General features: G+C 71.5%; 17 protein-coding genes. 14 read left to right on the plus strand and 3 right to left on the minus strand.

What is annotated here, in order from left to right; all coding sequences use genetic code 11:
* The first annotated feature begins 89 nt into the window (after nt 1–89).
* Entirely contained in the window at nt 90–1,340 is a 1,251-nt protein-coding gene (locus tag ABD108_RS11480; protein WP_343930353.1) for an MFS transporter, read from the plus strand.
* Here ABD108_RS11480 and ABD108_RS11485 read toward each other — a convergent pair.
* Entirely contained in the window at nt 1,325–2,197 is an 873-nt protein-coding gene (locus ABD108_RS11485; RefSeq protein ID WP_343930354.1) for a LysR family transcriptional regulator, read from the minus strand. The two genes, ABD108_RS11480 and ABD108_RS11485, sit on opposite strands and share 16 nt — an antisense overlap.
* 71 nt (nt 2,198–2,268) lie before the next feature.
* Here ABD108_RS11485 and ABD108_RS11490 point away from each other — a divergent pair, with 71 nt between their 5' ends.
* From ABD108_RS11490 to ABD108_RS11500, 3 genes are all read left to right on the plus strand, one after another.
* Nucleotides 2,269–2,628 (plus strand): nuclear transport factor 2 family protein, encoded by a 360-nt coding sequence (locus ABD108_RS11490; RefSeq protein ID WP_220659553.1) that lies wholly within the window; start codon nt 2,269–2,271, stop codon nt 2,626–2,628.
* A gap of 21 nt (nt 2,629–2,649) precedes the next feature.
* The gene (locus ABD108_RS11495; protein ID WP_220659552.1) at nt 2,650–3,318 is read left to right on the plus strand and encodes a hypothetical protein; all 669 of its coding nucleotides are present in this window, start codon (nt 2,650–2,652) and stop codon (nt 3,316–3,318) included.
* Between the two features lie 61 nt (nt 3,319–3,379).
* The gene (locus tag ABD108_RS11500) at nt 3,380–4,570 is read left to right on the plus strand and encodes an oxygenase MpaB family protein (RefSeq protein ID WP_220659551.1); all 1,191 of its coding nucleotides are present in this window, start codon (nt 3,380–3,382) and stop codon (nt 4,568–4,570) included.
* 9 nt (nt 4,571–4,579) lie between these two features.
* On the opposite strand, the gene ABD108_RS11505 is transcribed toward ABD108_RS11500, so the two are convergent.
* Together ABD108_RS11505 and ABD108_RS11510 are read right to left on the minus strand one after the other, a co-directional pair.
* Entirely contained in the window at nt 4,580–5,140 is a 561-nt protein-coding gene (locus ABD108_RS11505) for an isochorismatase family protein (RefSeq protein WP_305111426.1), read from the minus strand.
* Nucleotides 5,137–6,492, minus strand: coding sequence for a nicotinate phosphoribosyltransferase (locus tag ABD108_RS11510; protein WP_343930638.1), 1,356 nt, complete (start codon nt 6,490–6,492; stop codon nt 5,137–5,139). Before ABD108_RS11510 ends, ABD108_RS11505 begins: the two co-directional genes overlap by 4 nt.
* A gap of 24 nt (nt 6,493–6,516) precedes the next feature.
* Between ABD108_RS11510 and clpS the strand changes: the two genes are divergently transcribed.
* Genes clpS through ABD108_RS11560 form a run of 10 tightly spaced genes read left to right on the plus strand, consistent with a single transcriptional unit; the run spans nt 6,517 to nt 13,373 of the window.
* On the plus strand, nt 6,517–6,846 hold the full coding sequence (clpS, locus tag ABD108_RS11515) for an ATP-dependent Clp protease adapter ClpS (RefSeq protein WP_220659548.1): 330 nt from the start codon (nt 6,517–6,519) through the stop codon (nt 6,844–6,846).
* Nucleotides 6,847–7,452, plus strand: a complete 606-nt coding sequence (locus ABD108_RS11520) for a DUF2017 domain-containing protein (protein WP_343930355.1) — start codon at nt 6,847–6,849, stop codon at nt 7,450–7,452.
* A 28-nt stretch (nt 7,453–7,480) separates the two neighbouring features.
* Nucleotides 7,481–7,915, plus strand: coding sequence for a M67 family metallopeptidase (locus ABD108_RS11525; RefSeq protein ID WP_255585865.1), 435 nt, complete (start codon nt 7,481–7,483; stop codon nt 7,913–7,915).
* Complete coding sequence (locus ABD108_RS11530; protein ID WP_343930356.1) at nt 7,915–8,187, plus strand: MoaD/ThiS family protein; 273 nt, start codon at nt 7,915–7,917, stop codon at nt 8,185–8,187. The genes ABD108_RS11525 and ABD108_RS11530 overlap by 1 nt, the downstream gene beginning before the upstream one ends.
* Nucleotides 8,188–8,189: 2 nt before the next feature.
* Nucleotides 8,190–9,176 (plus strand): PLP-dependent cysteine synthase family protein, encoded by a 987-nt coding sequence (locus ABD108_RS11535; RefSeq protein ID WP_305111428.1) that lies wholly within the window; start codon nt 8,190–8,192, stop codon nt 9,174–9,176.
* Nucleotides 9,177–9,209: 33 nt separating this feature from the next.
* A complete protein-coding gene (locus ABD108_RS11540; protein ID WP_343930357.1) occupies nt 9,210–9,866 on the plus strand; it encodes a rhomboid family intramembrane serine protease in 657 nt (218 codons plus the stop codon).
* A 28-nt stretch (nt 9,867–9,894) separates the two neighbouring features.
* Nucleotides 9,895–10,656, plus strand: coding sequence for a cyclic nucleotide-degrading phosphodiesterase (locus ABD108_RS11545; protein ID WP_343930358.1), 762 nt, complete (start codon nt 9,895–9,897; stop codon nt 10,654–10,656).
* A 48-nt stretch (nt 10,657–10,704) separates the two neighbouring features.
* Entirely contained in the window at nt 10,705–11,487 is a 783-nt protein-coding gene (rph, locus tag ABD108_RS11550; RefSeq protein ID WP_305111432.1) for a ribonuclease PH, read from the plus strand.
* Complete coding sequence (locus ABD108_RS11555; RefSeq protein WP_220659541.1) at nt 11,484–12,125, plus strand: non-canonical purine NTP pyrophosphatase; 642 nt, start codon at nt 11,484–11,486, stop codon at nt 12,123–12,125. Before rph ends, ABD108_RS11555 begins: the two co-directional genes overlap by 4 nt.
* Before the next feature lie 9 nt (nt 12,126–12,134).
* Complete coding sequence (locus tag ABD108_RS11560) at nt 12,135–13,373, plus strand: LCP family protein (protein WP_344185824.1); 1,239 nt, start codon at nt 12,135–12,137, stop codon at nt 13,371–13,373.
* The last annotated feature ends 26 nt before the right edge of the window (nt 13,374–13,399 follow it).

The following is a 13,399-nucleotide window of genomic DNA, read 5'->3' on the forward strand; positions in this document are numbered from 1 at the left end:
CTCGGTGCGATCGCGATTCATGGAACCACTGGACGGTACCCCGGAGATTGGGATACAACTAGGATACAAGTTTGCCGAGAGGGGTGGCGATGATCGCGGACGCGGACCGGGCGCACGAGCGGGACCGGGTGCAACGCCGCACCCTGCGCGTGGTCATGGCGGGCCAGGTGATGGGCGGCGCGGGACTCGCCGCCGGCATCACGGTGGGCGCACTGCTCGCCCGGGACATGCTCGGCACCGACGCCCTCGCCGGGCTGCCGGTCGCGATGTTCACCTTCGGCTCGGCGGTCACCGCCTACCTCGTCGGCCGGATCAGCCAGCGGGCCGGACGCCGGGTGGGACTCGCCGCCGGCTTCGGCGCGGGCGCGGTCGGTGCGGCGGGCGTGGTCCTCGCGGCCGCCCTCGGCAGCGTGCCCCTGCTGTTCGCGTCCTTCCTCGTGTACGGCGCGGGCACCGCCACCAACCTCCAGGCCCGCTACGCCGGCACCGATCTCGCCGCACCGGACCGCCGCGCCACCGCCGTCAGCCTGGCCCTGGTCTCCACCACCCTGGGCGCGGTGGCCGGGCCGAACCTGGTGTCGCCCCTGGGAACCTTCGCCGCCGGGCTCGGGCTGCCTCCCCTCGCCGGCCCGTTCCTGCTCGCGGCCCTCGCGTACGCCGCGGCGGGGCTCGTTCTCGTCCTGCTGCTGCGGCCCGACCCGCTGCTTCTGGCCCGCGAGCTCGGGGCGGCGGCCGGGTCGGACGATTCGGCGCCGGACGGGGCACCGTCGGGCGTGCGCCCCGCCGCCTACCTGGGCGCCGCCGTCATGGTGGTCACGCAGATCGGCATGACGGCCGTGATGACGATGACACCGATCCACATGCAGGCCCACCATCACGGACTCGGCGCGGTGGGCATGGTGATCGGCCTGCACATCGCGGGCATGTACCTGCCCTCGCCGATCACCGGGATCCTGGTCGACCGGCTCGGCCGCACCCCGATGGTGATCGCCTCCGGGGTGGTGCTCGCGACGGCCGGGGTGGTCGCCGCGCTGGGGCCCGGCGACTCCCTGGCCTGGAACATCGTCGCGCTCGTCCTGCTCGGGATCGGCTGGAACTTCGGGCTGGTGGCCGGCACCGCGCTGGTCGTGGACGGCACCGAACTCGGCGATCGCGCAGCCACGCAGGGGCGGATCGACGTGCTCATCGCTTTGGCGGGCGCGGGCGGAGGCCTGATGTCGGGGATGGTGGTCTCGGCGTGGACCTTCGCGGGTCTCGGCTTCGGCGTCGCGGCGCTGACCGGGATCGCGCTGGTCGCCGCACTGGCCCGCTGGCGTCCGGCGGCTCAGCCCGCGAGGTGAGCGAGGAGGACGCGCGCCATCGCGCCCGCCGCCGCCGACGGTGCCGTTCGTGTGGCCAGGGACAGGTGCGTGCGGGCCGACCTGGCGAGCGGGATCGTCGTGCTGCCGGGGCGGCCGCCGGCCATCGACTCGGTGAGGATCGCCACGCCCGCGCCCCGATCGGCGAGCGCGAGCAACGCCTCGGGGGAGTGGGCCTGCACCGCGGGCGCCACCGCGCTGCGTTCCGCGGCGCAGGTGATCTCCAGTGCCGTGCGGACACCGGTCCCGGGTGGCAGGCAGAGCACCGTCTCGCGGGCCAGGTCCGCGCAGGTCACCGCGGAGCGCGCGGCCCAGGCGTGATCACGGGGCACCACCGCAACCAGCGGCTCCCGGATCAAGGTGTGCGCCACCACCTCCGGGGGAAGCGGCTCCGCGTGGGCCAGCAGGATCACATCGAGCCGGCCGGCACGCAGATCGGCCAGCAGATCGTCCGAATTGCCCTCCGCCACTTCGACCGTGACGCCGGGGTGCGCACGCCGGAAGTCGGCGAAGCCCGCCAGGTATCCGGGAATCGTGCAGCCGATCACCGTGCCCACCCGCACGTGTCCGGTGACCACGCCCGTCAGATCGTCCGCGGCGGCGCGGATCGCCTCGATCGCTGCTCTCGCGGCCCGGGCGTGCGGGAGCAGTGCGCTGCCCTCGGGGGTGGGTCGCACGGCGCGGCCGGTGCGGTCCAGGAGCCGGTGGCCGAGCTCCCGTTCCAGCTTGGCCACCTGGGCGGACACCCCGGACTGGCTCACGTGCAGGGCCTCCGCGGCCGCGGTGAACGATCCGTGATCGACCACCGCGACCAGATAGCGCAGCTGATGCAGCTCCATAACCAGTGATGCTAGTAGTCAGTAGATCCAGCTGTTGGACTAATGCGTGCGTGGGCGGCACCGTGGAGGACATGACCGAGAAGATGACACCCCGCCGCCTGGCCGAGATCTACTTCGATTGCTGGGCCGCCGCGGATTTCGCGCCGCTGCGCCCGCACCTCGCACCCGATTGCGCCTTCACCGGCGTCTTCGGCACCGCACACGGCCCGGACGAGTTCCTGCGCGGACTCGCCGGGATGGCCGCCGCCACCGACTCGATCGCGGTGCGCGCCCGCGTCGCCGACGATGCGGACGTGATCACCTGGTTCGATCTCGCCATGGGTGGAGCGCCCGCCACCGCGGTCGCGAACTGGACCCACGTCGAGAACGGGCTGATCGCCGCCGTCAACGTCACCTTCGATCCGCGGGAGATCCTCGCCGCGTCGGCGTAGGGGCTCGCCTACGCTGGACGAATGACCGACACCGCCGCCGATGGCCGCCGCTACAACGGTGTCTCCGCCGAGGCGCGCCGGGACGAACGCCGAGCCCGCTTCCTGGACGCGGCGCTCACCGTGGCGGCCAGGGACGGTGTCGCGGCGGTGAGTGCGCGAGCGCTGTGCGCCGAATCGGGACTGCACGCCCGCTACTTCCGGGAGGCCTTCGCCTCCTCCGATGAGGCCCTCGAGGCGGCGTTCGACGGATTCACCCTCGCCGTGATGGGCTCGGCTACCGAGGAGATCGCCGCGGTCCCCGCCGACGCTCCCGACGCCCTGATCCGCCGGGTGCGCGCCGGAGTGCACGCCTGTCTCGTAGCGATGGAGGCGGACCCGCGCCGCGCCGCGCTGCTGGTCGGCGCGGACACCCACACCGGTCTGCACGCGCGGCGCGAGGCGCTCGTCGACCTCCTCGTGGCGGCGATGGCGGCCCAGGCCAAGGAGATGTTGGACGATCCGCCCGACGACCACGACGCCCTGCTCTCGGCGCGACTGATCGCGGTCGGCGGCCTGCACCTCGGGATCGCCGCGCGCAGCGGCCGCATTCCCGCCACGACGGAGCAGGTCGAGGACATCATGGTGGCCTCCATCCTCGGTAACCGTGATCTGGCCGCCGTGTTGCGGCAGGTCAGAGGTGGTTCCGACTAGCGCAGCGAGATTCTCAGGATTCTGGCCACGCTATGTGGCCAGAATGGGTTAGGCTCGGATCATGACCACGGCACCGAGCACCTCCCAGGCAGTCGCGCCCGAGCGCTTCGACCGCGACCCCGAGTGGGCTGCGCGCACCGTTCTGCCGCTGCGCATCCTGCAGCGCGATCGCCGCCCCTTCGCGCCCGAGGAGATCGACTGGGCCCGCGAGGCCGTGGATCGCGGAGACGAGCTGGGCAACCGTCTCGCGCTGGCGATGATCGACGACCGCGCCTTCTCCATGCGCGACCTGGACGCGGCGCTGGAGACCGGCCGGACCGAGATCCCCGCCCTGCGTGAACTTCTCGATGCGGTCGGCCCCGAATCCACGCCCGACTGGGTGGACTTCGACGCCTGCCGCCGCGGCGCCGCGGTGTGCCGCCGTTCGGGCTCGCTCGGGCTCGACGTGCTGGCCACGGCGTCGCTGATGACGGGGTACACCACCTCCGCCACCACCCGCCAGCTCGTCGCCACCGGCCGCATGGTGGAGGGGGTCGACGCCCGCATCCACGAGACCACGCAGTGGTGGTCGCAGATCATCGCGCCGGGCGATGCCATGCGGCCGCAGCACTCCGCGTGGCGTGCGGCGGTGAAGGTGCGCGTGATCCACGGCCTCGCCAACACCACGCTGCTGCGGCGCGCCGATTGGGACCGCGCCGCCTGGGGAGTCCCGATCAACCAGTCCGACCAGCTCGGAACGCTCGGGCTGTTCTCCACCTCGTTCCTGGTGGCGCTGCGCGCCCTGGGCATGCCCGTGTCCGCAGCGGAGGGACGCGATGTGATGGCGCTGTGGCGCTACGTGGGCTGGCTGCTCGGCATCGACGAGCACGTGCTCCCGGCCACCGAGGGGGAGGGCCGCCGGCGGATGGTCCAGATCGGGCAGTACTCGCCGGGCCCGGACGCCGACAGTGCGGTGCTCGGCCGCGCCCTCTACGGCAACTGGGGGCGGCACAACTACCCCGTGCTGCAGGGGCTGCGCCGCAAGATCCACCAGCGCTACCTCGGCAGCCTCGAAACGGTCTTCGCCGGACCGTGGGGGATGCGCGATCTCGGCATCCCGATGGACCTGCCCTGGGCCGTCGGCGTGACCTGGGCGCAGCACGGCCCGGTGCAGTTCGCCGCGCGCCTGTCGCCGGCCGTGCGGCACTGGGCCACTCGGCGCGGCGAGCAGCAGATCGCCACCTGGCTGGGGCGCAATGCCCCGGCGGCCTAGCGGATTCGCCTAGACGACGGTGATCCCCGCCGCGGAGAACTCGGCGAGCGCCGCGCGGGTGGACTCCGGCGCGACGCCCGCGGTGTACTCCGCGAGCACGCGCACCGTCAGGCCCGCGGCCAGCGCGTCGAGCGCCGTGGCGCGCACGCAGTAGTCGGTGGCGATACCCACCACGTCGACCGATGAGACATCATGCGCCGCGAGCCATTCCGCGAGCGAGGCGCCATCGGCGTCGTGCGCCTCGAAGCCGGAGTAGGCCGCCGAGTACGCACCCTTGCTGAACACCGGCACCCGCAACGGAAGCCGCAGGTTCGGGTGGAACTCGGCACCCGATGTGCGCGCCCGGCAGTGAACGGGCCAGGAATCCACGAAGTCGGGAGTCGCCGAGAAGTGCGCGCCCGGATCGATGTGCCAGTCGCGGGTGGCCACGATCGTCGGATACCGCTCCAGCAGGTCGTCGTGGACCCGCCGGGCCACGGCCGCGCCGCCCGCCACCGCGAGCGAACCGCCCTCGCAGAAGTCGTTCTGCACGTCCACCACGATCAGCGCGTCGCCGCGCCCGTCGCTCATCGCTTGCCCTCGTACCGCGTCGTGATCGCCGGCTCGCCGTGCGAGAGGCCCAGGCCCTCCCAGGGCAGCGTCACCATCGCCTTCCGCAGGTGGTCCCGGGCGTCCTCGAGGCCGGGCAGGCCGGGCACGGTGTCGCCGCCGCGGACCAGCGGGATCTGCAGCTCGGTGGCCGTGAGGTGGGCGGGCACCGTGGGCGTCGATCCCACCGGGAAGAGCACCTCCTCGACGATGGTGCCGGTGCTGCGCGCCAGCCGCAGCGAGCGCTTCTCGCCGCCCACGGTCTCCTTGTGCGAGCTGCGCTTGGCCACGGGGATCCCGTCCACCTGCACCAGCTTGTAGACCATGCCCGCGGTCGGCGCTCCCGAGCCCGTGACCACCGAGGTCCCCACGCCGTACACGTCGATCGGCTCCGCGCGGAGTGCGCCGATCGCGTACTCGTCCAGATCGCCCGAGACCACGATCTTCGTCTTCGGTGCGCCGAGCTCGTCGAGCTGGGTGCGCACCTGGCGCGTGATGATGCCCAGGTCGCCCGAGTCGATGCGCACGCCGCCCAGTTCCGGGCCCGCGGCGCGGACGGCGCGGTTGACGCCCTCGGTGATGTCGTAGGTGTCCACCAGCAGCGTGGTCCCCGGACCCTGCGCCGCCACCTGCGCGGCGAAAGCGGCCTCCTCATCGGGGCCGTCCGGGCCGGTGTGCAGCAGCGTGAAGGCGTGCGCGGCGGTGCCGCCCGACGGTACGCCGTAGGTGCGCGCCGCCTCCATGTTCGAGGTGGTGGTGAAGCCCGCCAGATACGCCGCGCGCGCCGCCGCCACAGCCGCCTGCTCGTGCGTGCGGCGCGAGCCCATCTCGATCAGCGGACGCCCCGCCGCGGCGGAGACCATGCGCGCCGCGGCCGAGGCGATCGCGCTGTCGTGGTTGAGGATCGACAGGAACAGCGTCTCCAGGATCACACCCTCGGCGAAGCTCGCACGGACCGTGAGGATGGGGGAGCCCGGGAAGTACAGCTCGCCCTCGCGGTAGCCGTCGATCTCGCCGGTGAACCGGAAGTCGCGCAACCAGGCCAGGGTGTCGGCGTCGAGGAAGCGCTCGGCCACCGCCAGCTCGGCCGGGCCGAACCGGAACCGCTGGAGCGCCTGCAGTGCGCGTGCCGTCCCCGCCACCACGCCGTACCGCCGCCCGGCGGGCAGCCGCCGCGCGAAGACCTCGAAGACGCACGGCCGGTGCGCCGTGCCGTCGCGCAGCGCGGCGGCCAGCATGGTCAGCTCGTACTGGTCGGTGAGCAGCGCGGAACTGGGCGCTGCGCCCCCGTGCGCATCGGACGGGGAGTTCTTCGAACGGGCTGTGTCATCCACGGTCACACTGGGTACCCTAGAACCATGAGCGACAGCAGCGCAGCCGCACCGGGCTCCCCGGGCGTCAGCGGGCAACCCGGCTCGGCCGCCACCCTGGAGCGGGAGACCGACCAGGCGATCGACAAGCCGTGGGTCACCGTGGTCTGGGACGATCCGGTGAACCTCATGTCGTACGTGACCTTCGTCCTCCGGAAGATCTTCGGCTACAGCACCTCCAAGGCCAAGGAACTGATGATGCAGGTGCACACCGAGGGCAAGGCCGTGGTGTCCACCGGCGATCGCGACAAGGTGGAGGGCGACGTCCGCAAGCTGCATGCGGCCGGCCTGTGGGCGACGATGCAGCGCGACAGCTGAGTGCGTAACTGGCAGGCGAAGCGGGGCGTACGCGGTCTGCGCTACGTCTCGAAGATGGAACCCGAGGAGGTCGGCCTCGTCCGATCGCTCGTCGGATCACTCGTCGAGCTCCTCGACGAACGGGAGGGCTCGGCCCCGCACGACGAACTCGCCGAGCTCACCGGTCTGCGCACCGGGCATGCGGAGCCCCCGGAGGAGCCGGTGCTCGACCGGCTGCTGCCCGACTTCTACCGCCCCGGAGCCGACGCACCGGGGGCCGTGGACGCACCGTCGGGCGAGTTCGCGCACGATCTCAACGCGGCGCTGCGTTCGCTCAACGAACCCGAGGTGATCGACGCCAAACGCGATGCGGCGCAGACCGTGCTCGCCACCCTGCCCGAGCGCGCGGGCACCGTCTCGCTCACCGAGGACGAGGCCCGCGACTGGCTGACCTGTGTCAACGACCTGCGGCTCGCGCTCGGTGCGCTCCTCGGCATCACCGCCGACCTGCCCGACGGTGCGGCGCCGGACGATCCGGCCAAGGCGGGGCACGTGGACGTGTACCACTGGCTGTCGGCGCTGCTCGACGTGCTGGTGTCCGTGATGCTGGACCACGAGCCGGAATAGGCCGCGCGCGGCGGGGGTTGACCAGGACGTGACCGAGCAGACCGGCCCGCACGCACTGCGCATCCGCCGCGACCTGGTGGACGCGATGATCGCGCACGCGCGCCGCGATCACCCGGACGAGGCTTGTGGCGTGATCGCCGGTCCGGAGGGCTCCGACCGCCCCGACCGGTTCGTCGAGATGCTCAACGCCGAGCGTTCGCCCACCTTCTACCGGTTCGATTCGGGGGAGCAGCTCACCGTATGGCGCGAGATGGACGCCCGTGACGAGGAGCCGGTGGTGATCTACCACTCGCACACCGCCACCGAGGCCTATCCGTCGCGCACCGATGTCAGCTACGCCTCCGAGCCGAACGCGCACTACGTGCTGATCTCCACCCGCGACCCCGAAACCGCCGAGGTGCGCAGCTACCGCATCGTCGGCGGCGTCGTCACCGAGGAACCCCTAGAGATCGAGGAATCCTGATGCCCGTCACCGTGTCCATCCCCACCATCCTGCGGCCGCACACCGGCGGCGAGAAGCGCGTACCCGCCGACGGTGCCACCCTCGGCGCCGTGATCGACGATCTGGAGTCCCGCCACCCCGGCCTCAAGGACCGGCTCGTGGACGACGGGAAGCTGCATCGCTTCGTCAACGTCTACGTCGACGATGAGGACGTGCGGTTCACGGGCGGCCTCGACACTCCCGTCGCCGACGGCGGAACCGTGACGGTGCTGCCCGCGGTGGCCGGCGGCTGACGGTGGCCCGGTTCGATTCGCTGCTGCACTCGCTCGGTGGAACACCGCTGGTCGGGCTGCCGCGGCTCTCGCCCCGCTGGGAGGAATCGGCGGGCTCGGCGGGGGAGCCGCTGCCGCACGTGCGGCTGTGGGCCAAACTCGAGGACCGCAATCCCACCGGATCGATCAAGGACCGCCCGGCGCTGCGGATGATCGAGGAGGCCGAGGCCGCCGGACGGCTGCGCCCCGGCGACACCATCCTCGAACCCACGTCGGGGAACACCGGCATCAGCCTCGCGATGGCGGCCAAGCTCAAGGGCTACCGGCTGATCTGCGTGATGCCGGAGAACACCTCCGCCGAACGGCGCCAGTTGCTCACCATGTACGGCGCGCAGATCATCCCCTCGCCCGCGGCCGGCGGGTCCAACCGCGCCGTCGCCGATGCCAAGGAGCTGGCCGCCGAGCACCCCGACTGGGTGATGCTCTACCAGTACGGCAATCCCGCCAACGCCCGCGCGCACTACGAGGGCACGGGGCCGGAACTGCTCGCCGACCTACCCGAGATCACTCACTTCGTGGCCGGTCTCGGCACCACCGGCACCCTCATGGGCACCGGCCGCTACCTCCGCGAGAACGTGCCGGATGTGCAGATCGTGGCCGCCGAACCGCGCTACGGCGAGCTGGTCTACGGGCTCCGCAATCTCGATGAGGGCTTCGTGCCCGAGCTGTACGACGAGTCCGTGCTCACCCGCCGGTTCTCGGTGGGCGCGTACGACGCGGTGCGGCGCATGCGGCAGCTGATCGACGACGAGGGGATCTTCGCCGGCGTCTCCACCGGTGGGGTGCTGCACGCCGCGCTCGGCGTCGCGAATAAGGCCCTGACCTCGGGCGAGCGTGCCGATGTGGCCTTCGTGGTGGCCGATGCGGGATGGAAGTATCTGTCGACCGGCGCGTACGACGGTAGCGTGGAGGATGCCGAAGAGGCCCTGGAGGGCCAGCTCTGGGCGTAGCCCACCCGGAGAGTGAGGCGAAGGAGGTTCGCCGTGACGCTATCGACCAACGACGGTTCGTCCACGCGCTCCGGGCCGGGATGGCTCGCCGGGCGTCGCGTGGGCCGCGCCGCGGCCGCGATCATCGCCTTCGTCGCCCTGCTCTGGGTGCTCGAGGGCGTCGACACCGTGATGAACAACGCACTCGACCAGTGGGGCATCCGCCCGCGCCAGGAGGAGGGGCTGCGCGGTATCGCCTTCGCGCCGCTGCTGCACGGCGGCTGGGAGCACCTGGCCGCCAACTCGGTCCCCGCTCTCGTGCTCGGCTTCGTCGGGCTGGTGGCGGGCGCCGCCCGGTTCGTCGTGGCCACGGCCCTGATCTGGCTGGTCTCGGGCGCCGGCGTGTGGCTCACGGGTGGAACCAACACCCTCGTGGTCGGACTGTCCGGCGTGATCTTCGGCTGGATGACCTACCTGGTGGCCCGCGGCCTGTTCACCCGCAAGATCGTCGACGTGGTGGTGGGTTTGGCGCTGCTCGTGGTGTACGGCGGCATGCTGTGGGGCGTCTTCCCCGGCGACCCCGGGATCTCGTGGCAGGCGCATCTGTGGGGCGCCGTGGGCGGCGTGATCGCCGCGGTCTGGCTCGGCCGCCGCTCGCGGGCCGCGGTGCGGTCGCGTAAATCCAGTGAGGTCGGCTCGATTGCCTCGTGACGATCGTGGATCTGGCACGATGAGCGGCATGCGACTCACCATCCTCGGGTGTTCGGGCAGCGTCGGCGGTCCGCAGGCGGCCTGTTCCGGTTATCTCCTGCAGGTGGACGGGCACGAGCCGGTGGTGATGGATTTCGGTCCCGGTGTCCTCGGTGAGCTCCAGCAGCGCATCGATCCGAACTCGGCCTCCGTGATGCTCTCGCACCTGCACGCCGACCACTGCCTCGACCTGCCCTCGCTCCTGGTGTGGCGCCGCTACCACCCGTCGCCGGCGAGCGGCCGCGCCCGCCTGATCGGTCCGGCCGACACCCCCGAACGGATCGGCCGCGCCTCGGCGGAGACCGCGTCGCTGTTCGACGACATCACGGACACCTTCGATTTCGGTTCGTGGACCGAAGGAGAAGACCTCGCCGTCGGCGGGTTCACGGTGCGTCCCTACCGCATGTACCACCCGCCGGAATCCTTCGGGCTGCGGATCACCGCGCCCAGCGGCCGGACACTCGCCTACACCGGCGACACCGGTACCTGCGACAACCTGGTCGAGTTGGCGCGCGGCGTCGATGTGCTGCTGGCCGAGGCCAGTTGGACGCACGATCCCGGTAATCGCCCGCTCGGGGTGCACCTGTCGGGCATCGAGGCCGGCGAGGCCGCGCAGGCAGCGGGCGTGGGACGGCTGCTGCTCACCCACATCCCACCGTGGACGTCGAAGGAGGCCGTGGTCGAAGAGGCCAAGTCGGTCTACGACGGCCCCGTGGACGCGGTCAACGGCGGCGACGTCTTCGACCTGTAGGTCCACAACCCGTAGAGCGCGGTCCCGGTCGGGCGATAGGGTGGAGTCGTGAGCAGACGCGCAGACGGCCGAGCCGACGACGAACTCCGCCCCGTGACCATCACCCGGGGATTCACCCAGAACCCCGCGGGTTCGGTGCTCGTGGAGTTCGGCAACACCAAGGTGCTGTGCACCGCGAGCGTCGAACTCGGCGTTCCGGGGTGGCGTCGCGGATCGGGCCAGGGCTGGCTGACCGCGGAGTACTCGATGCTGCCCGGCGCCACGCACGAGCGCAGCCGCCGCGAGTCCACCAAGGGCAAGGTGGGCGGCCGCACCCACGAGATCTCCCGCCTCATCGGCCGGTCGCTGCGCGCCTGCATCGACCTGGCGGCCCTGGGGGAGAACACCATCGCCATCGACTGCGATGTGCTGCAGGCCGACGGCGGTACCCGTACCGCGTCGATCACCGGCGCCTACGTGGCGCTGTGCGACGCCGTGACCTACCTCGGCGCAGCCGGCAAGCTGACCGACCCGCAACCGATCTCGTGCGCCATCGCCGCCGTCTCGGTGGGCGTGGTGGACGGCCGGGTCCGGCTGGACCTGCCGTACGAGGAGGACTCGCGCGCGGAGGTCGACATGAACGTGGTCGCCACCGACACCGGCACCCTGGTCGAGGTGCAGGGCACCGGTGAGGGCGCCACCTTCGCCCGCACCACACTGGATTGGATGCTCGATTCGGCGGTCGCCGGCACCGAGCAGCTGTTCGCGGTGCAGAAGGAGGCGCTCGCGGCGCCGTACCCGGGCGTGCTGCCCGAGGCCGAGGGCGAGCCGAAGAAGAAGTTCGGGCAGTGACCCGGCTGCTGCTGGCCTCGCGCAACGCCAAGAAGCTGCGCGAGCTGCGGCAGGTGGTGGCCGATGCCGGGATCGTGGGCCTCGAGGTGGTCGGCCTCGACGAGGTGCCCGCCTTCGAGGAACTTCCCGAGGATGCGCCCTCGTTCGAGGGCAATGCGCTGATCAAGGCCCGGCAGGGCTTCGAGCGCACCGGGCTGCCCTGTCTCGCCGATGATTCCGGAATCTGCGTGGACGCGTTGAACGGCATGCCCGGCGTGCTCTCGGCACGCTGGTCCGGTCGGCACGGCGACGATCCGGCGAACACGGCGCTCGTGCTCGCGCAGACCTCGGACGTGCCGGACGAGCGCCGCGGAGCCGAGTTCGTCTCCGCCTGTGCGCTGGTGCACGGCCCGGGGGAGGCGGGGGAGATCACGGTACGTGGCACCTGGCGCGGATCGCTGCTGCGGGAACCGCACGGCGACGGCGGATTCGGCTACGACCCGGTGTTCCTCCCCGAGGGCTCCGAGCGCACCGCGGCCGAGCTCGCCCCCGAGGAGAAGAACGCGATCAGCCACCGGGCCCGCGCACTCGCGCAGCTGGTGGAACCGTTGCGCGAGCTCGCGGCGCGCGTCCCCGATGAAGGGTCTTCCGCGGGGTAACGTCGACGCGTGAATCGCAGACCGTCGGGATTCCGCGGTGGCCGCGTGGCCATCGCGCTGCTCTCGATGGTCGTGCTCGCCGTGACCGGGACGCTCTGGTGGAGCACCAATCTGGTGATCGGAGGGTTCAACCTCTCCGGTGCCCTCGCCGAGGCCAAGGTGGCGCAGTCCACCGGTGGTGACCGCAACATCCTGTTGATGGGCCTCGACACCCGCAAGGACCAGGACGGCAACGACCTGCCCGCGGATGTGCTCAAGCAGTTGCACGCCGGCGACAGCAGCAACGGCGGGTACAACACCAACACGCTGATCCTGATGCACGTCCCCGCGGACGGGAAGAAGGTGGTGGCCTTCTCGATCCCCCGCGACGACTACGTGACCTTGGTCGGCGTGAAGTCGCGTACGAAGGGCAAGATCAAGGAGGCCTACGGTCTGCGTAAGGCCGAGGTGCAGGACGAACTGACCGCGAAGGGCGTCACCGATCGCAAGGAACTGGAAGCGCGCAGCCGCGAGTCGGCCCGCGCCGCCACCCTCGCCACCGTCGAACGACTGGTGGGAGTCCCGATCGACCACTTCGCCGAGGTGAGCCTGGTGGGCTTCTACGATCTCGCGAAGACCCTCGGCGGAGTCGAAGTGTGCCTGAACAAGCCGGTGCGCGACAGCTATTCGGGCGCCGCCTTCCCCGCGGGCCGGCAGAAGCTCAACGCGGCGCAGTCGCTGTCCTTCGTGCGGCAGCGGCACGGTCTGGCCGACGGCGACCTCGACCGCACCCACCGCCAGCAGGCGTTCATCGCCGGGGTGATGGTGCAGCTGCAGAACCAGGGCGTCTTCGGCGATGTGCGCAAGCTGCAATCGCTCATCGCGGTGGCGCAGAAGGACGTGGTGATCTCCAGCGGCTGGGACCTGGAGCAGTTCGCCAAGCAGGCCGGCAAGATCGCCGGTACCGCGCTCACCTTCACCACCCTGCCGGTGCTCGGCTACGACACGATCGACGAGCAGGCCGTGAACATCGTGGACCCCAAGGCCATCCGGTCGCAGGTGCAGCAGGCCTTCGGGCAGTCCATTCCGGACCCGGCCGATGAGGAGACCACCACCGCGCCCGGTGGCGCCGGACCGAGCCAGGTGGGCTACGCCCCGACGCAGGCCGCCACCGCTCCTCGTCTCACGGCGCCCACCACCGCCGTCGCCGGGCCCACACCGGACGCGGGAACCACCCTGCGCGGCGGCCAGATCCCCTGCGTGGACTGAACGCGGCGCGATTCGCGGGTAATCTC

This window comes from Tsukamurella strandjordii, assembly GCF_039525985.1.
Classification (GTDB): Bacteria; Actinomycetota; Actinomycetes; order Mycobacteriales; family Mycobacteriaceae; genus Tsukamurella; species Tsukamurella strandjordii.